Source organism: Pseudonocardia petroleophila, assembly GCF_014235185.1.
Lineage (GTDB): Bacteria > Actinomycetota > Actinomycetes > Mycobacteriales > Pseudonocardiaceae > Pseudonocardia > Pseudonocardia petroleophila.
Genome location: NZ_CP060131.1, coordinates 2,978,522 through 2,997,635 on the forward strand (window position 1 = coordinate 2,978,522; position 19,114 = coordinate 2,997,635).

Annotated in this window: 15 protein-coding genes; 7 read left to right on the forward strand and 8 right to left on the reverse strand. The window is 76.2% G+C overall.

Going from position 1 to position 19,114, the window contains the following annotated elements; genetic code table 11:
• Positions 1-4: 4 nt before the first annotated feature.
• The 5 genes from H6H00_RS14935 to H6H00_RS14955 are packed head-to-tail and all read left to right on the forward strand — an operon-like array spanning position 5 to position 7,533.
• Entirely contained in the window at positions 5-2,221 is a 2,217-nt protein-coding gene (locus H6H00_RS14935; RefSeq protein WP_185721842.1) for a bi-domain-containing oxidoreductase, read from the forward strand.
• Positions 2,222-2,262: 41 nt separating this feature from the next.
• Positions 2,263-4,227 carry a heparinase II/III family protein gene (locus tag H6H00_RS14940; protein WP_185722459.1) on the forward strand — a complete coding sequence of 655 codons (1,965 nt, stop codon included), beginning with the start codon at positions 2,263-2,265 and terminating at the stop codon, positions 4,225-4,227.
• Complete coding sequence (locus tag H6H00_RS14945; protein WP_185721843.1) at positions 4,224-5,120, forward strand: class I SAM-dependent methyltransferase; 897 nt, start codon at positions 4,224-4,226, stop codon at positions 5,118-5,120. Before H6H00_RS14940 ends, H6H00_RS14945 begins: the two co-directional genes overlap by 4 nt.
• Complete coding sequence (locus H6H00_RS14950) at positions 5,117-6,325, forward strand: O-antigen ligase family protein (RefSeq protein WP_185721844.1); 1,209 nt, start codon at positions 5,117-5,119, stop codon at positions 6,323-6,325. Before H6H00_RS14945 ends, H6H00_RS14950 begins: the two co-directional genes overlap by 4 nt.
• An 8-nt stretch (positions 6,326-6,333) precedes the next feature.
• Positions 6,334-7,533 carry a glycosyltransferase gene (locus tag H6H00_RS14955; protein WP_185722460.1) on the forward strand — a complete coding sequence of 400 codons (1,200 nt, stop codon included), beginning with the start codon at positions 6,334-6,336 and terminating at the stop codon, positions 7,531-7,533.
• 4 nt (positions 7,534-7,537) lie between these two features.
• Here the strand turns inward: H6H00_RS14955 and H6H00_RS14960 are convergent, their stop codons facing one another.
• The 5 genes from H6H00_RS14960 to H6H00_RS14980 form a co-directional block, all read right to left on the reverse strand.
• Entirely contained in the window at positions 7,538-8,497 is a 960-nt protein-coding gene (locus tag H6H00_RS14960; protein WP_185721845.1) for a glycosyltransferase family 2 protein, read from the reverse strand.
• A complete protein-coding gene (locus tag H6H00_RS14965) occupies positions 8,494-9,327 on the reverse strand; it encodes a class I SAM-dependent methyltransferase (RefSeq protein WP_255425763.1) in 834 nt (277 codons plus the stop codon). Before H6H00_RS14965 ends, H6H00_RS14960 begins: the two co-directional genes overlap by 4 nt.
• Positions 9,328-9,352: 25 nt before the next feature.
• Positions 9,353-10,597: a polysaccharide pyruvyl transferase family protein gene (locus H6H00_RS14970; RefSeq protein WP_185721846.1), complete on the reverse strand. Its 1,245-nt coding sequence runs from the start codon at positions 10,595-10,597 to the stop codon at positions 9,353-9,355.
• On the reverse strand, positions 10,594-11,880 hold the full coding sequence (locus tag H6H00_RS14975; RefSeq protein WP_255425764.1) for an MATE family efflux transporter: 1,287 nt from the start codon (positions 11,878-11,880) through the stop codon (positions 10,594-10,596). The genes H6H00_RS14970 and H6H00_RS14975 overlap by 4 nt, the downstream gene beginning before the upstream one ends.
• A gap of 109 nt (positions 11,881-11,989) precedes the next feature.
• The gene (locus H6H00_RS14980; protein ID WP_185721848.1) at positions 11,990-13,561 is read right to left on the reverse strand and encodes a right-handed parallel beta-helix repeat-containing protein; all 1,572 of its coding nucleotides are present in this window, start codon (positions 13,559-13,561) and stop codon (positions 11,990-11,992) included.
• A gap of 129 nt (positions 13,562-13,690) precedes the next feature.
• Between H6H00_RS14980 and H6H00_RS14985 the strand changes: the two genes are divergently transcribed.
• Complete coding sequence (locus H6H00_RS14985) at positions 13,691-14,878, forward strand: nucleotidyltransferase family protein (protein ID WP_185721849.1); 1,188 nt, start codon at positions 13,691-13,693, stop codon at positions 14,876-14,878.
• A gap of 102 nt (positions 14,879-14,980) precedes the next feature.
• Complete coding sequence (locus H6H00_RS14990) at positions 14,981-16,744, forward strand: ABC transporter ATP-binding protein (protein WP_255425765.1); 1,764 nt, start codon at positions 14,981-14,983, stop codon at positions 16,742-16,744.
• Positions 16,745-16,749: 5 nt separating this feature from the next.
• On the opposite strand, the gene H6H00_RS14995 is transcribed toward H6H00_RS14990, so the two are convergent.
• From H6H00_RS14995 to H6H00_RS15005, 3 genes are all read right to left on the reverse strand, one after another.
• Positions 16,750-17,001: a PqqD family protein gene (locus tag H6H00_RS14995; protein WP_185721851.1), complete on the reverse strand. Its 252-nt coding sequence runs from the start codon at positions 16,999-17,001 to the stop codon at positions 16,750-16,752.
• Positions 17,002-17,078: 77 nt separating this feature from the next.
• Entirely contained in the window at positions 17,079-18,422 is a 1,344-nt protein-coding gene (locus H6H00_RS15000) for a glutamate-1-semialdehyde 2,1-aminomutase (RefSeq protein ID WP_255425766.1), read from the reverse strand.
• Positions 18,419-19,114: a phosphatase PAP2 family protein gene (locus tag H6H00_RS15005; protein WP_185721852.1), complete on the reverse strand. Its 696-nt coding sequence runs from the start codon at positions 19,112-19,114 to the stop codon at positions 18,419-18,421. Before H6H00_RS15005 ends, H6H00_RS15000 begins: the two co-directional genes overlap by 4 nt.

Genomic DNA, 19,114 nt, shown 5'->3' on the forward strand with positions numbered 1-19,114 from the left:
ACCCATGAAGCAGGTCGTCCAGAACTACCGGTCCGGCGAGCTCGCGCTGCTCGACGTGCCCGAGCCGCGGTGCCGCCCGGGCGGCGTGCTCGTCCGCACCGTCCACTCGCTGATCTCCACCGGCACCGAGCTGATGAAGGTCGGCGAGGCGAGCATGTCGTTGCTGGCCAAGGCCAGGGCGCGGCCCGACCAGGTGGCGAAGGTGCTGCAGAGCGCGTCGACGGTCGGGGTGGCCGCCACCTACCGCAAGGTCACCACGAAGCTGGACTCCTGGACGCCGCTGGGCTACTCGCTCGCCGGTGTCGTCGTCGAGGTCGGCGAGGGCGTCACGGACGTGGCGGTGGGCGACCTCGTCGCCTGCGCGGGCAACGAGCACGCGCTGCACGGCGAGCTGAACTGGGTGCCGCGCAACCTCTACTGCCCGGTGCCCGCCGGGGTGGCCCCCGAGCACGCGGCGTTCGGCACGGTCGGCGCGATCGCGATGCAGGGCGTGCGCCGCGGCGAGCCGCAGCTCGGCGACGCGGCGCTGGTGATCGGGCTCGGGCTGATCGGCCAGCTCGTCGTGCAGCTGCTGGTGGCGTCGGGCGTGCGGGTGGTCGGCGTCGACCCGGACCCGTCGCGCTGCGCCCTCGCCGAGTCGCTCGGGGCCCTCGTCTGCGCCGACCCCGGCTCGGGCGTCGTGGACGCGGCGGTCGCCGACCTCACCGGCGGCCACGGCGTCGACCAGGTCTACCTGGCCGCCGGCGGCAGCAGCAACGAGCCCGTCGAGCTCGCCGCCACGCTCTCGCGCGACCGCGGACGGGTCGTCGACATCGGCAAGTGCCGCCTGGACCTGCCCTGGAACGCCTACTACGAGAAGGAGCTCGACGTCCGGTTCTCCCGGTCCTACGGGCCCGGTCGCTACGACCCGTCCTACGAGCTGGAGGGCCGCGACTACCCCATCGGCTACGTCCGGTGGACCGAGCGCCGCAACCTCGCGTGCGTCCTGGACCTCATCGACCGCGGCCGGATCGACGTCGCCCCGCTGATCACGCGCATCGCCCCGTTCGCCGAGGCCGTGGAGACCTACCGGGCGCTGGAGTCCGGGGACCTGAAGGCCGTCGCCGTGCTGTTCGGCTACGGCCCGGCCGCACCCGGGGAGCCCGCACCCGTCGTCGCGGCGCCGGTCGCGGTGCCGGTGGACCGCCGTCGTCCGTCGGCGGTGCCAGGCGGGCGACCGCTGCGGCTGGCGGTCGTCGGGGCGGGCAACTACGCCTCCTCGATGCTGCTGCCGCACCTGACCGGACGCGACGACGTCGAGCTGAGCCGGGTCGTCACCACGACCGCGCTGTCGGCGGCCAACGCGCAGCGCCGGTTCGGCTTCGCGGCGAGCGGCACCGACGTCGACGCCGCGATCGAGGACCCGGCCGTCGACGCCGTGCTGGTGGCGACCCGGCACGCCACGCACGCCGCCCTCACCCGGCGCGCCCTGCTCGCCGGCAAGGCCGTGTTCGTGGAGAAGCCGCTCGCCCTGTCTCCGACCGAGCTCGGCTCGGTGCTCGACGCCGTGGCGGAGTCCGGCAACGACCGCCTGCAGGTCGGCTTCAACCGCCGCTTCGCGCCGCTGCTGGTGGAGGCCAGGCGGCGGTTCGGCCGCCGGACGGGTCCGGCCACCGTGCGCTACCTCGTCAACGCCGGGCGCCTGGAGCCCGGGAGCTGGTACCTCGACGCCGCGGGGGAGGGGTCGCGCTTCGCCGGGGAGGGCGGGCACTTCGTCGACACGGTGGGCTGGCTGCTCGACGCCGCGCCGGACTCGGTCTTCGCCACGGGCACGCCGGGCGGGGCCGACCTGCAGGTGGTCCTCGGCTACCCGGACGGGTCGACCGCGGTCATCACCTACGCCACGGCCGGGCACAGCGCCTTCCCGAAGGAGACCCTCGACCTGCTCGCCGACGGGCGGGTGCTGCGGCTGGACGACTTCGCCCGCGCCGCCGTGCACGGCCGTGAGCGCTGGGCGTCCCCCCGCATCCCGCGGGGCCGGGACAAGGGCCAGTCCGGGCAGCTCGACGCGTTCGTGGCGGCCGTGCGCTCCGGCGGGCCGATGCCGGTGGCCCTGGAGGACGTGGTGGCCACCACGCGCGCCACGCTCGCGGTCGCCACCAGCCTCGCGACCGGGGTGCCGGTGCGCCTGGACGCGCGGGCCGCGGAGCCCGTCCCGGAACCCGTCGGGGCGCTGCCGTGAGCGGGAACGGCGTCGGCTGGTACCTGCGGCGCCTGTCCCGGATGTCCCCCGCCGAGGTCGCGGGCCGCGTGGTCACCGCGCGGCGCGCCCGGCGGTGGCGGCGCGAGGTCGACCGCACCGACGCGGTGCTGCCCGGGCGCCGGTTCACCGCGACCCTGCCCGCGGGCCTGACCGACCTGCTGCCCCTGGAGCCCGCCGCCGGGCTGGTCGGCACCGCCGACCGGCTGATGGACGGCACCGCCGAGTACTTCGGCGTGGTGCGCGACGACATGGTCGCCCCGGACTGGTCGCGGGACCCGAAGACCGGGCGGCGCTGCCCGACCGACGTCTACGCCTTCGACGTCCCCTACCGCGACGAGGAGGCCGTCGGCGACGTCAAGCAGCTGTGGGAGCCCTCGCGCCACCAGCACCTCACCGTGCTGGCCGCCGCCTACGCGCTGACCGGCGACGACCGCTACGCGCACCGGGTCGCCGACCACCTCAAGTCGTGGTGGGCGGCGAACCCGCCGATGCGCGGCGTGCACTGGGTCAGCGGCATCGAGCTGGGCATCCGGCTGATCTCCTGGGTGTGGACCCGCAGGCTGCTCGACGGCTGGCGGGGTGCCCCGGGGCTGTTCGAGGACAACCCCGAGGCGCTGCTGCAGATCCGCTTCCACCAGCGGTGGCTGGAGGCGTTCCCCAGCCGCGGCAGCTCGGCGAACAACCACGTCGTCGCCGAGCTGGCCGGCCAGGTCGCCGCCTCCTGCGCGTTCAACTGGTTCCCCGAGTCGCACCGGTGGGGTCGCGAGGCGATGGCGGCGCTGACGGTGCACCTCGCGCGCAACACGTTCCCGTCGGGGCTGAACCGGGAGCAGGCGACCGAGTACCACGGGCTGGTCCTGGAGCTCGGCGTCGCCGCGGTCGTGGAGGCCGACGCCGCCGGCCTCGCCGTGCCGGGAGCCCTGTGGGACACCCTCGTGCGGATGTCCGACGCGCTCGCCGCCGTCGTCGACACCACGGGGCGGCCGCCCCGGCAGGGCGACGCCGACGACGGAAGGGGGCTGGTGCTCGACGGGCACGGCACCGACCGCTGGGCCTCCCTGATCGCCACCGGGGCCGCCCTGTTCGGGGCGGCGTCCTGGTGGCCGGCCCCGGACGCGGACGACCTCGCGACGCCCCTGCTCGCGGCGCTCGCCCGGCCCCGGCCGACGGTGTCCGGGCGGCCCCGGGAGCGCCCGTCGCACTTCCCCGACGCGGGCCTGACCCTGCTGCGGGCCCCCGCCTCGGCGGGCGCGGCCGAGATCTGGTGCCGCTGCGACGCCGGGCCGCACGGCTTCGGCGCGATCGCCGCCCACGCCCACGCCGACGCGCTGTCGGTGGAGGTGCGCCACGGCGGGGTCGACGTGCTCGCCGACCCCGGGACCTACTGCTACCACGGGGAGCCGCAGTGGCGCTCCTGGTTCCGCTCGACCCTCGCGCACAACACGCTGGAGCTCGACGGCACCGACCAGAGCCGGTCCGGCGGCCCCTTCCTGTGGATGCGCCACGCGCGGAGCCGCACCCTGCAGGTCGGCGCCGGGGTGGGCGGCGTCCAGCGCTGGCGGGGCGAGCACGACGGGTACGCCGTACCCGGACGCCCGCTGACCCACCGCCGCACCGTGGAGCTCGACCCGGACGCACGGGAGCTGCGCCTCCACGACGCGATCACCGGACCCGGCCCCCGCCCGTGCCGCCTCGCCTTCCACCTGGGGCCGACGGTGGCGGTGGAGCTGACCGGCTCCACCGCGCTGCTCCGCTGGTCCACCGGCCCGGACGCCCCCCACGACGCGCTCCTGGACCTGCCCGACGGGCTCGTCTGGACGCTGCACCGCGGCGAGACCGACCCGCCGCGCGGCTGGTACTCGCCGGGGTTCGGGCGCCGCGAACCCGCCGCGACCCTGATCGGCACCGGCGAGATCGGGCCGCCGGGGCTCGCGACGGTCCTGTGCTTCGCCGATGTCCCCCGTCCGGAGAGGAACCGCCCGTGAACGAGAGCGACGTCCGCGACTTCTGGAACGCGCATCCGTGCGGCGACCACATCGTCGGCGGACTGCACGGCGGCTTCGGCGACGACCACGAGCGCTTCTTCGCCGCCTACGACGCCTGGCGCTACGACCAGGAGGGCCACATCCCGGCGTGCCTGGACCGGTTCGACTTCCGGGACAAGCGGGTGCTGGAGATCGGGCTGGGGCAGGGTGCGGAGTCCGAGCAGCTGATCCGGCGGGGCGCCCGGTGGTCCGGGCTGGACCTCACCGCCGAGTCGGTCGACCGCGTCCGCACCCGGCTGGCGCTGCGCGACCTGCCGCACGTCGACCTGCGCCAGGGGAGCGCGACGGCGATCCCGTGGCCCGACGCCTCCTTCGACGTGGTCTTCAGCCACGGCGTGCTGCACCACGTGCCCGACATCCGCACCGCGCAGGCCGAGATCCACCGCGTCCTGCGGCCCGGCGGCACGCTGGTCGCGATGCTCTACGCCCGCCGCTCGCTGAACTACCAGGTCAGCATCCGCGTCCTGCGCCGTGCGGTGCTGGCGGCGGCCTACCCGCTGCGCCGCACCCGGCTGCTGGGATCGGCCCCGCCCCTGCTGCGCGCGCACCTGGCCAACGCCGAGGAGGCCGGGCTGCGCCGCTACCTGCGGCTCGACGAGTTCACCCACCGCAGCACCGACGGCCCGCACAATCCGTACGCCCGGGTCTACTCCCCGCGCGAGGTGATCGCGGACTTCCCGGGCTTCACGCTGGTCGAGTCGTTCCGCCGGTACCTGCACGCCCCGCCGCTGCCCGTCGGCGGGCTCCCGGGCGCAGCGAGGCTGGAACGGCACCTCGGCTGGCACCTGTGGGTGCGGCTGCAGGCGGACGAGCACCGCGGCCGGTCCGCATGACGGCGACGACCACCGACGACGTCGCGCCGCCGCGGCTGCTCGGCGTCGTCTGGATGCTGCTGGTGGTCAACGTCCTGGGCTTCCTGCCGTCGTCGGGCACCGTCATCCCGCTGCCGAAGGCGGCCGGCCAGGTGATCACGATGGGCGCGCTGGCCGTCGCGTTCGGCCTGGCCCTGCTGGTCAACCCGCGGATCCGGGTCCGCCCGTCGGCGTACCTCCTGCTGCTGGCGGCGCTGGCGCTGGTCGCGGTGGCCTCGAGCCTGCTGCTGGAGTCCGGGGCGGGGTCGCTGCTGCGCACGGCCCGGCTCGTCGTGTTCGTGGCCACCCTGTGGCTGCTGTGCCGGTGGTGGCGCTCGGACCTCGCGCTCGTGCGCATCCACCTCCGCGCGCTCTGCGCGGTGCTGCTGGTCGTCGCGCTCGGCATCCTCGTGACGCCCGGTCCGGCCTTCTCCGGGCCGGGCGGGCGCCTGGTGGGCGCGCTGTGGCCGATCCCGGCACCGCAGGTCGGGCAGTACTGCGCGGTGGCCACCGGCCTCGCGCTCCTGATGGGCATCGCGGGCCGGCTCTCCCGGCGCGACGTGCTGCTGGTCGCGGTGCCGGCGGTCGCCATGCTGCTGCTCAGCCACACCCGCACCGCGCTCGCCGGGCTGGTCGTGGGGCTCCTCGTCGCGGTGCTGAGCATGGTGCGCACCGACGGGCGGGCCCGCCGCGCCCTCCTCGGCGCGACGGCGGTCGGCGGGGTCGGCGCCGTCCTGCTCGGCGACACCGTCCTGACGTGGCTGCAACGCGGCCAGGACGCGAGCGAGCTCACCAGCCTCACCGGCCGGCAGAAGGTGTGGGACGCCCTGCTGGCGGCGGACCGCACCCCGTGGGAGCACCTGTTCGGGATCGGCCTGACCGACAAGTCCTTCAACGGGCTCGCGATCGACAGCAGCTGGCTGTCGACCTACCAGGAGCTCGGCGTCGTCGGGGTGACGATCACGGCCGCCGTGCTGCTCGTGCTGCTGGGCGTCGCGCTGCTGCGGCCGCCGGGGCCGGCGCGGGCGTGCGCGCTGTTCCTCGTCGTCTACTGCGCGGTGGCGTCCTACACCGAGGTCGGGCTGGGCGACGCCTCGGCGTACCTGCTGCACCTCGCGGTGGCGGCGTCGTTGCTGGTCGCGCCCGCGCCCGTGCGGGCCCCCGTCGGCCGGGAGGTCGCGGCGTGACCCGGCCGCTGCGCGTGCTCGTCGTGCACAACCGGTACCGCTCCGGCCAGCCGAGCGGCGAGGACCGGGTGGTCGACCGGGAGGTCGCGCTGCTCGCCGGCGCCGGGCACGTCGTCGACCGCTTCGAGCGGCGCAGCGACGACATCGCCGCGATGCCGCTGCCGCGCCGCGCCGCGGTGCCGCTGCTGGTCCCGTGGAACCCGGCGGTCCGCACCGAGCTGCGGGACCACCTGCTGGCCACCGTCCCGGACGTGGTGCACGTGCACAACACGTTCCCGCTGCTGTCGCCGTCGGTGGTGGCCGCCTGCGCCGACGCCGGGGTGCCGCTGGTCGCGACGCTGCACAACTACCTGCAGGTCTGCCCGTCGGGCACGCTCTACCGGGACGGTGCGGCCTGCACGGCCTGCGTCGGCGGGTCCCCGGTCCCGGCCGTCCGGCACGGCTGCTACCGCGGGTCGCGGGTCGCGTCGGTGCCGATGGCCCTCAACCACGCGGTCAACCGGCGCCGCTGGTGGTCGGGCGTCACCACGTTCTTCTGCATCTCCGACGCCCAGCGCCGCGTGCTCCTCGACGCGGGGATGCCCGGCGGGAAGCTGGTCGTCAAGCACAACGTCGTGGACGAGCCCGCGTCCCGCCGCGCCGGACCGGGGGAGCACGTGCTGTTCCTGGGCCGGCTGACGGTCGAGAAGGGCGTGCGGCTGCTCATGACGGCCTGGGACGAGCTCGCGGCGGCGGGCGGGACCGGGCTGCCGCTGGTGATCGCCGGCAGCGGGCCCCTGGAGGACGAGGTCCGGGGCTGGGCGGCGGGGCGCGCGGACGTGCGCGTCGCCGGCCTGCAGGACCCGGCGGGCTGCGCCGACCTCACCGCCCGGGCGACGGCGGTCGTCGTGCCCTCGACGTGGCTGGAGGCGTTCGGCCTCGTGGTGGTCGAGGCGATGGCCGCCGGGGTGCCGATCGTGGCGGCCGGGCACGGGGCCCCCGCCGAGCTCGTCGTCGACGGCGTCACCGGTCTGCTGCACGAGCCCGGTCACGCCGGGTCGCTGGCCGCGGCCCTGCGCGCCGCGGTGGCCGACCCGGACCGCAACGCGCGCATGGGCGCGGCCGCCCGGCTCCGCTACGAGGAGGCGTTCACCCCGGCGGCCGGTCTCGACGCGCTCGTCGCCGGCTACCGCTCCGCGATCTCGCCGGCTCCCGGGGTCCCCGTCTGAGCGCTCAGTCCGCGACGGACCCGACCGGGTGGGCCCCGATGCCGCGGGTGACGGACGTGGCGGCCCGGCCCAGCAGCCACGCCAGGAGGTGGCCGTAGCAGGCGAGCCGTTCCCCGGGGCGCAGCGGCGAGCGGTGGATCGCCGTGACGTAGGCCCACGCGTACTCGGCGAGCAGGCGCACGACCGGGTGGCGCAGCCGGTCGGCCCGGCGCCGGTCGTAGCTGGCGCACCAGGCCCGGATGTCGCGGCGGCCCCGGCTGGACCGGGCCGCGTGCTCCCGCCGCACGTAGAGCCACTCCGGGACCTGGACGAACGGGCCGTGCAGCGCCAGCTCCGCCACGAGGGTGCGGTCGGCGTTGTAGAAGCTGTCGTAGGGCCGGACCCGCCGCAGGACCTCCGACCGGATCACCCCGTAGTCGTCGTCGCCTCCGCTGTCCCACAGCAGGCTGCGGAAGCGGTCGGCCACCCGCGGGGCGGCGCTGGTCAGCGGGTAGGTCAGCCGGGTCGTCTCGCCCGTCTCCTCGTCGAGCACCGCGGTCCAGCAGTGGGCGAGCACGGCGCCGGGCGCGGCGTCCAGCGCCGCGACGCAGCGCGCCAGCAGGTCGGGGTCGTAGACGTCGTCGTCGGCGGCCCACTTGAACAGCTCGCCCCTGGCGAGGGTGAACACGGCGTTGTGGTTGCCCGCCAGCCCGATGTTGCGGGGCTGGCGGACGTAGCGGACGCGGGGGTCGCGCTCGGCGGCGGCGCGGCAGATCGCCTCGGTGGCGTCGGTGGAGGCGTTGTCGGAGACGACGAGCTCGAAGTCGCCGAAGGTCTGGCCGAGCAGGCCCCGCAGCGCCTCGGGGAGGTAGCGCTCGCCGTTGTAGACGGGCAGGCCGATGCTCAGCCGCGGCGTGCGGGGTGCGGGGGCCTCGTCGGGCGGGGTGCGCTGGACGGGGACCTCGCTCGTGCGCTGCTCGGTCACGCCGGTCCTCCGGGGTGCCCGCCCGCGGGCTTCGACAGCAGGAAGTAGGCGTAGCGCTCGTCGAGCTCGTTGCGGGGGACGAGGTGCACGGCCTCCGGGACCAGCCCGCACTCCACCGCGAGCGACCAGAACTCGTCGATGCGGTACGTCGTCATGCTGGCCAGGCGGGACCGGTAGTTGCGCCGTCGCGGCCGGGTGCCGAACGAGCCGGTGTCGTACTTGATCTGCACCATGGCCAGCCCGTCGTCGGCGAGGAGCTCGGCCGCGATCCGCAGCAGCCGGGCGCCGTAGTCCTGCGACACGATCAGCTCGAACACGTAGAAGCAGGTGAGGACGTCGACGGAGCCGCGCAGCCCGAAGACGGCGGCCTCCGGATCGGCCGGGTCGACCAGCACGGGGCGGAACGGCGTCGCGGTGACGGCCGCGACCTGGCGCCCGCACTCGTCCAGGGTGGCCCGCGCGATGTCGACGCCGACGAACTCCGCGGCCCCCGGCGCGAAGTGGACGGCGTTCGCGCCGCCACCGCACCCCCACTCCAGCACCGTGCCGAGCGGGCCCGTCCGCTCCACCACGCGGGCGAGGCGGTGGAACAGGTCCAGGTGCCGGCGCCCGGTCTCCGACCACAGGTCGTTGCCGGCGAAGACGCTCGCGTCGCGCCAGTGGGAGTCGCCGCGCCACCGGTCGCCGTCGCCCTGCTGCCAGTAGCTGCGGGCGTCGGCCGTGAGCTTCTCGGCCGACTCGCCCAGACCGGCCGCGGTGAGCGTCCGCTCCACCACGTCCAGCGCGGCGCCCCCCATCCGGCGGGCCCGGCCGATCACCGTGCCGACCATGTCGTCCTCCTGCTCCTCGGTCCGTTCACGCGGCGCTGTCGATCCGGGGCACGGCGGCCGGGCGCTCGCCGAGCAGGTCCCGGCACAGGCCGGAGAGCTGGCGGTGCAGCCGGTCCGCCGCCGCGGCGGCCCGGGCCGCCACGACCCGGCCCAGCTGCTCGCGCCGGGCCTCCAGCTCGGCGAACTGCGCGGCGAGGCGGTCCGGGTCGGGGAAGTGGGCGGGATGGCAGAACTCGGCGAGCCCCATCTCGGCCATCACCGCGTCGCTCTTGGGCGAGTAGCTCAGCGCCAGCGTGGGCTTGCCGAGGCGCAGCGCGGCGACGATGTTGTGGTACCGCGTGGCGACCACGGTGTCGACGTCGCTCATCTGCCGCACCAGGTCGTCGAGGGAGCGGATCGACCCGGCCTCCACGGACAGCTCCCGGCCCGGCCGGTCGGCGCGCAGGTCCGCCAGCACCCGGGCCACGACCGCGTCGTCGAGCGCGTCGCCGACGAACAGCCGCACGCGGCGCCCGTCGTCGACCAGCCGGCCGACGAAGTCGGTCATCGTCGCGAGGTAGGAGTCGTGGATCTCCTGCGCCCGCCGGCGGTCGCCGCTGCCGCCGCTCCAGGCCATCAGCCCGACGCCCACGATGCCGGTGGGCCCCGCGGGCGCGACCGCCAGCGGCAGGGCGAAGGTCAGGTCGGCGCCGACCTCGTCGCCGCGGACGTCGACGCCCATGTCGCGCACCACCCGCCGCGAGTGCTCGTCGCGGAAGGAGCGGTGGTGGGCCAGCCGGGCCGCCCACCGCACCATCGCCCGGGTGGTGGCGCTGTCGATCACCTCGGCGCCGACGTCGAGCAGCGCGACGCGGGTCCCGGTCAGCCGCCCGGACAGGCACAGCAGGAACAGCGCGTACGGGAAGCCCCACGGGCGCACCGGGAGCGTCGCCTCCAGCACGCCGGTGCCGGGGACGACCACGGCGTCGTGGCGCCGCACCCAGGCGAGCGTCCGGCCGGCGTCGACGACCTTGCCGAGCGCCTTGAGCGCGGCCGCGGCCGGCCCCCGCCGCTCCAGCCGGTAGGACGCCCACTGGTGCATCGGGGTGGCCGGCACGCCGTAGTGCTCCGTGACGTGCTCCGGCCCGCTGCAGAAGCAGTCGAGCACGGCGTCGGGCCGCTCCGCGCGCAGGTGGGCGAGCACGGCCTCCATCGACCCGTCGTTGCCGATGTTGCCCCCGCCCAGCAGCCCGAACAGGCCGACGCGCGGAGGGGTGCTGCGCGGTGTCATGGGGTCCTCTCGGTGACGGGGAGGGGGAGTGCGCCCGGGTCGCGCACGCCGGCGCGCAGCTGGGCCCACCACACGGCCGCGGCCAGCGAGGTGGCCGCGACCAGGCCCCACGCGGAGCCGGGTGCCCCGCCGACCCAGGCCCCGGCGATGCCGAACAGCGCGTAGGCGGCCGCGGCGACGAGCTGGGCGCGCAGGCTGCGCCGGGCCGCCCCCAGCGACCGCAGACCCGTCATGGCGCCGGTGGACATGCTCGACCCCATCACGGTGATCGTCATGGGGACGACGAGCGCCGCGGCGCCGGGCCAGACGTCGCCGAGCAGCGCGCGGCCCCAGGCGTCGGGGAGCATCAGCAGGAGCACCCCCCACACTGCGGCGGCGAGCGCCTGGACCGTGCCGAGCAGCAGGCAGAACTGCAGCAGGCGGTGCGGCGCGGCCCGGCGCACCCGGGCGGCCTCCGGCACGGAGATGACCGAGATCCCCATGAGCAGGGCGAGGAAAGGCCCGATCAGCAGCTCGCCGCCGCGGATCGCGCCGACCGCCGCGAGGCCCGCGAGCGCGCCGAGACCGAACAGGCGCAGCTGCGCGGCCCCGCTGAGGCTGACGTTCTCGATCAGGTAGCGGGGTCCGAGGTCGCGCTGCTCGCGCAGCCAGCCCGCGGCGACGGTGGGCCGGGGACGGATCCCGGCCTGCACGCAGCCGAGCACCCCGGCCAGCCCGCCGGAGACGCCCCAGGCCAGCACGAACGCCGGGACCGACGGCGCAGCCGAGGCGAGCGCCAGCGCCGGGACCAGCAGCACGGCCCAGGTCAGGTCGTTGACGAACGAGCGCCGCCCGGCGCCCGCGGCGAAGAACGCGAAGCGCCAGGCGTCCTGCAGCAGCACACCGGGCAGCACGATCCCCAGCGCGACGAAGGCCGCCCCGAGCGGCCCGCCCAGCACCGCGCCGATCCCCGCCGTCACGGCCCCCGCCGTGCCGCCGACGAGCAGCGTGCAGCCCGTCATCCGGGCGACGGCGCGGGCCCGCTCGGCCGGGTCGGCGGCGCTGAAGCGCACCGTGAACGGGTCGCTGCACAGGCCGCGCGAGACGTTGAGGACGACGCCGTAGGTGACCCACGCCAGCCCGAACACCCCGAACCCTGCCGCGTCGAGCGCGCGGGCCACCACGATGCCGAGGGCGAAGTTCGTGAGGCTGGAGACGCCCTGGTCGGCGATGCCCCACCCGATCCGGGTGGCGGCGCGCAGGACCCGGGACCGGTGGGCCGCGGGCACTCGACGGGCGGGCACGTCCACCTCCCGGTACCCCCGATCCCCCCGTGACGGCGTTGCGGACGCGGGTGATGTCGATCCCGCCTCCGCGGCCGTTACCCCGCGTCGCACCGGGTGCTCCGCACGGTCAGCAGCCGCCGTCCGACGGCCCCGGCTCGAACGTGCTGCCGCTGTCCTGGGGGTGCGGCCCGCCCTGCCACTCGGCCACCGGGACCACGCGGCCGGTGCTGGCCACGAGGAAGGTCCAGGCCCCGACGTAGGTGTTGTCGCGCCAGGTCAGGTCCTGGTCGGCGACGATCGCCCGCTGCACCACGTCGCCCATGTAGGGCGACCAGTCGGGGTAGGTGCCGACGTTCGACAGCACCGCCATGCGGTCGGCGTAGCCGGGAGCGCAGCCGGTGACGGCCGGGTCGGCGGTGAACGTGTTGCCGTGGATGTCCACCCGCTGGGTCTTCCACCGGCAGTCGGAGTAGAGGGGCTCGCTCGCGATGGCCGGCTGGGAGCACTCGGCCACGTCCGGCACGAGCAGCGTGCAGTTGCCGGTGGAGGTGTTCGCGGCGCTGTTGCAGAACCGGTCGGCGTTCTCCCACAGGGTGATGCCCGACCAGTTGTCCTCGAACAGGTTGCCGGTGATCTCGATGCGGTCGGTCCGGGCCGGGACGCGCGGCTCGCCCCCCGACTCGCTGAGGTACACCGCCCCGACCGGGAAGTCGTCGGTGTCCTGCGCGAAGGTCCGCCCGCTGACGATCGCGTTGCGCCGGATCACGTTGTCCCGCAGCACCATGTTGTAGCTGGTCTCGTAGAACAGGGCCTCGCCGTCGTTGTCCTCGATGACGTTGCCCTCGACGAGGAAGTCGTTGTTGTTGGTGTCGCCCCACAGCCCGGGGCCGCGGTTGTCGTGCACCCAGTTGCCGCGGACGTCGGCGCCGTCGACCGCCCAGAACTTGACCCCGCCGGTGCAGCCGCACCCCTCGACCCGGGCCTCCCAGTCGTCGGTGTTGTTGCCGACGATCTCGTTGCCCTCCACGACGAGGTCGGTGATGCCGTTGCCGGGCTGGTAGGCGTTCATGCCGTACTGGCCGTTGTCGCGCAGGCAGTTGCCGCGCACCACCTGCCGCGCCCCGGCCATCAGCCCGGCGCCCCGGTTCTTCTCGATCGTGTTGTGCTCGACGACCCAGCCGTCCCCGGAGTCGTGGTTGACCACGCCCTGGTCGGCAGGCGCCACGAACCCCGTGACGACGAGGTGCCGGACCGTCACGTCGGCGGCGGTCGAGACGAACGCGTACTGGTTGACGCCGCGGCCGTCGAGCACCGCTCCCGGCGCCCCGACGAACGTGTCACCGTCCTTGGGCTCGACCGACGCGTACTGGTCGGGGGTCATCGTGTGGGTGCCCGGCTCGAGCCAGAACACGGTGCCCGGCGGGTTGGCGTCGACCTGCTCGGGGAGGTCGCCGACCACGCCCGCCCGCACCACGACCGCCCCGGCCGGTGGCTCGGCGGGCCCGGGGACGGTGTTGTCGCAGACCGCGGCGACCGGGCCGGTGGGGGCGCCCGCGGACGGGCCGACGCCGCCGCTGCCGCTGCCGTCGTCGGCCACGGGGACCACCCCGACCTGGCACGCGGCGACGAGCGCGAGGCCGACCGCGGTCGCGACGACCGCGCCGCGCCGTCGCCGGGCCGCGGACCTGGTGTGGCTCATCGGCTGCTCCGTCCCCCGGCCCGCTCCCGCGACGGGCCGCACCCGGGGGACTCGTCGGCGTGCCGTGCGCCGTTACCGCCCGACCACGGGGCGTGGCCCCTCCTAGACTCGTCGGCCGGAGGTCCGGTGATGGCGCGCAGGCTCTGCGGTGCGGAGGAGTACCCGCGCGGGCTGACGGCGGTCGCGGGGCACCTGCTCCCGGGGTCGTCCGGGCCGTGGCCGGCCGGGCCGCTCGGCGACGGCGAGTGGGCCGCGCTGCTGGCCGCCGCCGCGGCCCACCGGGTGACGGGCCTGCTGGCGGCCGCGGTCCGCGACGGCGCGCTCCCGGCCACGCCCGCGCAGGCCGCGCGCGCGGTGTCGCTGCACCGCGCCGGCCAGCTGCGGGTCCTCGGGCTGGAACAGCAGCTCGTCGCCGTCACCGACCTGCTGGACCGGCACGGTCTCGGGGCGCGCGTGCTCAAGGGCCCCGCGGTGGCGCACCTCGACTACGCCGACCCGGCCCTGCGCTCCTACGTCGACCTCGACGTGCTGGTCCGGTCCGCCGAGATCGACGCCGTCGTCGCGGTGCTGACCGGGGCCGGTTTCCGCCGCACGCTGCAAGAGCCCCGGCCCGGCTTCGACCGCCGCTTCGACAAGGGACTGACCATGGTCCCCCCGGCGGGCTACGAGCTCGACCTGCACCGGACGTTCGTGCTCGGGCCGTGGGGGCGGCTCGTCGACCTCGACGCGCTGTGGCGCTCGGGCCAGGAGGTCGTGGTCGCCGGCACGTCGCTGCGCGCGCTGGACCGGCCCCACCGGTTCCTGCACGCCTGCTACCACGCCGCCCTCGGCGACTGGCCGCTGCGGCTGGGCTCGCTGCGCGACGTGGCGGAGCTGCTCCGCGCGCTGGAGGGCCCCGACGGGGCGGGCGACGCCGCCCGGGTGCGGGACGCCGCGGCCCGCTGGGGCGTCGAGGCCGTCGTGGCGGCGGCGGTCGCCGACACCCACCGGCTGCTCGGCGGCACCACCGGTGCCCTCACCGCGTGGGCCGAGGGGTACGTGCCGGGCAGGCGCGAGGAGTCCTGGCTGGCGCTGCACACCCGCCGGGACAAGACGTTCGCGGCGCAGGCGCTGGCCACCGTGGCGGTCCTGCCCGGGTGGCGCGACCGCGCGGCCTACCTCTACGCGCTCGCGCTGCCCGACCGCCGCTACACCACGGGTCGGCACCGCTCGCCCCTGGCGCGGCTCGTCTACGCGGTCGGGCAGGTGCGCCGGGGGCGCGGTCGGCGCCCGCCGCGGCCGGGGACCGTGAGAGACGGGGACCGTGAGGGACCGTGAGGGAGCGGGGCCGGGCGAACGGCCCGGACCGGCCGGTACCGGCGGCTACGATCCCGCGGTGGACGTGACGCGGGCGGTGCCGACGCGGTGGGCGTGAGCCGGATGGCGCGGTCGGCCCTCGCCACGCCGCGCCTCGTCGCCGCGGCCGCGCGGGAGGTCCACCGGGCCGACCCGCGCGGCACCGCGTACGCCTGCGTGCTGCAGCTGGTCGGGGCCGTCGCGGCGCTGGGCGTGGTCGCGGCCGGCAAGCTCACCCTCGACGCGCTGCTGCAGCCCGAGCGCGCCGCGGTCGGCATCGGACCGGCACTGCTCGGGCTCGCATTGGCCACCGCCCTGTCCGGCTCGGCGGGCTCGCTGCAGCGCCAGCAGCAGCGGCTGCTCGGCGAACGGGTGTCGCTGCGCGTCTGGGACCGGCTGCTCGACACCACCACCCGCGTCGACCTCGGCACCTACGAGTCGGCCGGCTTCGCCACCGCGCTGGAGCGGGTGCAGCAGAACGCGCTGACCCGCCCGTTCCAGGTCACCACGTCGCTGCTCGGCCTCGGCGGCAGCGTCCTGGGCGTCGTCACGATGTCGGCGGTGCTGGTCGGGGTCGAACCGCTGCTGGTCCCGGTGCTGCTGGCGGCGGGGCTGCCCGCCGTGCTGCTGGCGCGGTGGGCCGGGGCCACCGAGTTCGCGTTCGCCCGGCGGATCACCGCGGCGCACCGCCGCCAGACCTACCTGCGCGAGCTGCTCAGCACCCGCCCCTACGCGGCCGAGCTGCGGGCGTTCGGCTCGGCCGAGGTGCTGCGCAGCCGGTACGACGCCCTGGGCGCCACCGTCGTCGGGGCCCTGCGCGCGCAGGTCCGGCGCCGGCAGTGGATCGGCCTGCTCACCACGCTCGGCGTCGGCCTCTCCCTGGCCGGTGCGCTGGTCGCGATCGTCGAGCTGGTCCGGGTCGGGCGCATCGACCTCGCCGAGGCGGGTGCGGCGGCCATCGCGGTGCGGCTGCTGAGCGGGCAGCTGGCCGTCGTGTTCGGCTCGGTCGGGGAGCTGCTGGAGTCCGTGCCGTTCCTCGACGACCTCGAGGAGTTCGTGGCGCGGGCGCCGCAGGCCCCCGCGCCGGGGCGGCCGCGGCCGCTGGCGGACCGGATCGCCCTGCGCGGCGTCGGCTTCCGCTACCCCGACCAGACCCGGCCCGCCCTGGACGGGGTCGACCTGGAGATCCGGGCCGGTGAGGTCGTCGCGCTGGTGGGGGAGAACGGATCGGGCAAGACGACGGTCGCGAAGATCGTCGCCGGCCTGCTCGAGCCGGGCACGGGCCACCGCGAGTGGGACGGCGAACGGGTACCCGCCGCCGACGTGCGCGCGTCGGTCGGGGTGGTCCTGCAGGACTTCGTGCGCTACCAGATGACGCTGCGCCACAACATCGAGCTCGGCGCCCCGGACCGGCCCGCCGACGCCGACGCGGTGCACCGCGCGGCGGAACGGTCCCGGCTGCTCGCGGCGGCCGACGAGCTGCCCGACGGCCTCGACACGATGCTCGGCCGCGACCTCGACGAGGGCACCGACCTGTCCGGCGGGCAGTGGCAGCGGGTCGCGCTGGCCAGGGCGCTGTACCGCGACGCCCCGGTGGTCGTCCTCGACGAGCCCGCCGCGGCGCTGGACCCGCGGGCGGAGCACGCGCTGTTCGCCGACGTCCGGGCCGTGCTCGACGGGCGGGCCGCGCTGCTGGTGTCGCACCGCTTCTCCAGCACGCGCCTGGCCGACCGGATCTACGTCCTGGAGGCGGGCCGCGTCGTCGAGTGCGGCACCCACGAGGAGCTGATGGCCCGCGCCGGGAGCTACGCCGAGCTCTACACGCTGCAGTCCTCGGCCTACGGCTGAGCCGGTCAGGCCAGCAGCTGCGCGTCCCGCAGCCGGGCGACGAAGCCCTCGACGTCGCGACGGGCCGTGGCGGTGTCCACCTCGTACTCCGCGACGATCGTCGTGACCATCTCCTCGACGGTGGTCTCCCGGCCGAGCAGCTCGAACAGGCGGGTCCCGACACCGGTGATCGTGAAGTAGCGCGACGTCGGGAGGCTGAGCACGATCGTCTCGTCCCCGATGGTGCGGGCCGAGAGGTCCGCCGTCCGTACCTGCATGTCCGTACCTCCGTCGACGGGACCGCGCGTGTGCAGCGGGTGACTCGGACGGTCGGGGGGCCGCGTTACCCGCCGCGTCAGGCGTAGGGCCGGAACACCGGCCGGACCGCGCGGCCGCCGCACCACGGGACGGGGGTCCCCGCGTCGAGCGCCTGCCGGTACACCGCGCAGGCCCGGCCGACGACCTCGACGGTGCGGTCCACGTCCGCCTCGGTCAGGGCGTGGCTGACCACGAACGACGGGCCGAGCACGCCACCGGCCAGCAGCTGGCGCAGGAACAGCGTCCGGTGGGCCTGGGAGGGGACCAGGTCGGCGTCGAGCGTGCCGAACACGAGGTTGCTGGCGCGTCCGCGGACCACCACGTGGTCGGCGACCCCCGCCGCCGCGGCGGCGGCCCGGACCCCGCGGGCGAGCCGGTCGCCGAGCGCGTGCAGGCGCTCGACGACCCCCTCCTCGCGGTAGGTGCGCATGACGGCGATCGCGGCGGCGAGCGCGTGCGTCTCCGCGCCGTGGGTGGTGGACAGCAGGAAGACCCGCTCGTCCCGGTGGCGCAGCCCGCCGAGCTCCATCAGCTCGCGCCGCCCGGCCAGCGCGGCCACCGCGAACCCGTTGCCCAGGGCCTTGCCGAACGTCGACAGGTCCGGGACCACGCCGTAGAGCCCCTGCGCACCGGCCTCCGACCAGCGGAAGCCGGTGATCATCTCGTCGAACACGAGCACGCAGCCGTGCGCGTCGGCGAGCCGGCGCAGCCCCTGCAGGTAGCCCGGCGGGGGCTCGACGACGCCGGCCGCCTCGAGGATCAGGCAGGCCACCCGCCCGTCGTGGCGCTCCAGGAGCTCGGCGGTCGCGGCGAGGTCGCCGTAGGGGAAGGAGACCGTCAGCTCCCTGGTGGCCGCCGGGATCCCGGCGGGCATCGCGGTGGTGCCGATGAACCAGTCGTCGGTGGAGAAGAACGGCTGGTCCCGGCACACGGCCACGAGCGGTCGCCCGGTCGCGGCGCGCGCCAGGCGGACCGCGGCCGTGGTGGCGTCGGACCCGTTCTTGGCGAACTTGACCATGTCGGCGGTCGGCACCGTCTCGAGGAACTCCTGCGCGGCGTCGGCCTCGATCGCGCTGGGCCGCACGAAGTTGGTGCCCCGCCCGACCTCCCGGCGGACGGCCTCGACGACGCGCGGGTGGGCGTGGCCGAGCCCGACCGAGCGCAGCCCCGACCCGTACTCGACGTACTCGTTGCCGTCGACGTCCCAGACGTGCGCACCGAGCCCGCGGGCGATCACCGGGGCCATGTCCTCGGGGTACTGGTCGTCGCCCTTGGCGTAGGTGTGCGCCCCTCCGGGCACCATCCGGTGCAGGCGGGCGGACAGCTCGGCCGAGCGGGGGAGCGGTGCGGTCGCGGGCGGGGCGGTGGGGGCGGCGGTCACGGGGCGCTCCTCGGGTGCGGTGCGGGGGACGGGGCGGCGCGGGCCGGCGGCCGGGTCCCGGCCACGGCGTCGACGAGCCGCACCGCGACGGTGACGACGACGACGGCCAGGCACAGGCCGCCGACGGTGTCGGTGGCGTAGTGGGCGGAGATCGCGACCTGGACGACGGCCATCACCCCGGCCCCGATGACGGTCCCCGCGACCACCACCAGGGCGGCCGTGCGCCGCCCCGGCCGGACGACGTCGACGACCAGGAGCAGCAGGACCAGCGTCAGCACGGCGGCGGTCGCGGTGTGGCCGCTGGGGTAGGCGAGGTTCTCCGGTCCGTGGATCGTGCGGCCGAACAGCGGTTTCAGGCCGCCGACGGCCACCGCGGTCAGCCCGAGGGAGAGGGGGGCGACGGCGGCGAGCCGGGGACGGCCGGCGACGAGGCAGGTGACGGCGAGCAGGGTGACGAGGGTGGCCGCCCCGACCGGCTCCCCGACCAGGTCGACCGCCACCAGCGCGTCGTGGAGGGGCGCGAGGCCCGCGACCGCGGCCGTGGCGGCGCGGTCGACGCCCCACGGGGTCGTGCCGCCGGACACGGCCAGGCCGAGGCCGAGCAGCACCACCGCGCAGAGCGCCGCGGCCGCGGGCAGGACGGCGCCCGCCCCGCCGTCCGCGCGCCGTCCGTGGGCCCGGGTGGCCCGCAC

Coding starts and splice junctions, on each gene's coding strand:
- H6H00_RS14935 (WP_185721842.1), top strand. CDS start 5: ATGAAGCAGGTCGTCCAGAACTACCGGTCCGGCGAGCTCGCGCTGCTC.
- H6H00_RS14940 (WP_185722459.1), top strand. CDS start 2,263: ATGTCCCCCGCCGAGGTCGCGGGCCGCGTGGTCACCGCGCGGCGCGCC.
- H6H00_RS14950 (WP_185721844.1), top strand. CDS start 5,117: ATGACGGCGACGACCACCGACGACGTCGCGCCGCCGCGGCTGCTCGGC.
- H6H00_RS14965 (WP_255425763.1), bottom strand. CDS start 9,327: ATGGTCGGCACGGTGATCGGCCGGGCCCGCCGGATGGGGGGCGCCGCG.
- H6H00_RS14970 (WP_185721846.1), bottom strand. CDS start 10,597: ATGACACCGCGCAGCACCCCTCCGCGCGTCGGCCTGTTCGGGCTGCTG.
- H6H00_RS14980 (WP_185721848.1), bottom strand. CDS start 13,561: ATGAGCCACACCAGGTCCGCGGCCCGGCGACGGCGCGGCGCGGTCGTC.
- H6H00_RS14985 (WP_185721849.1), top strand. CDS start 13,691: ATGGCGCGCAGGCTCTGCGGTGCGGAGGAGTACCCGCGCGGGCTGACG.
- H6H00_RS14990 (WP_255425765.1), top strand. CDS start 14,981: ATGGCGCGGTCGGCCCTCGCCACGCCGCGCCTCGTCGCCGCGGCCGCG.
- H6H00_RS14995 (WP_185721851.1), bottom strand. CDS start 17,001: ATGCAGGTACGGACGGCGGACCTCTCGGCCCGCACCATCGGGGACGAG.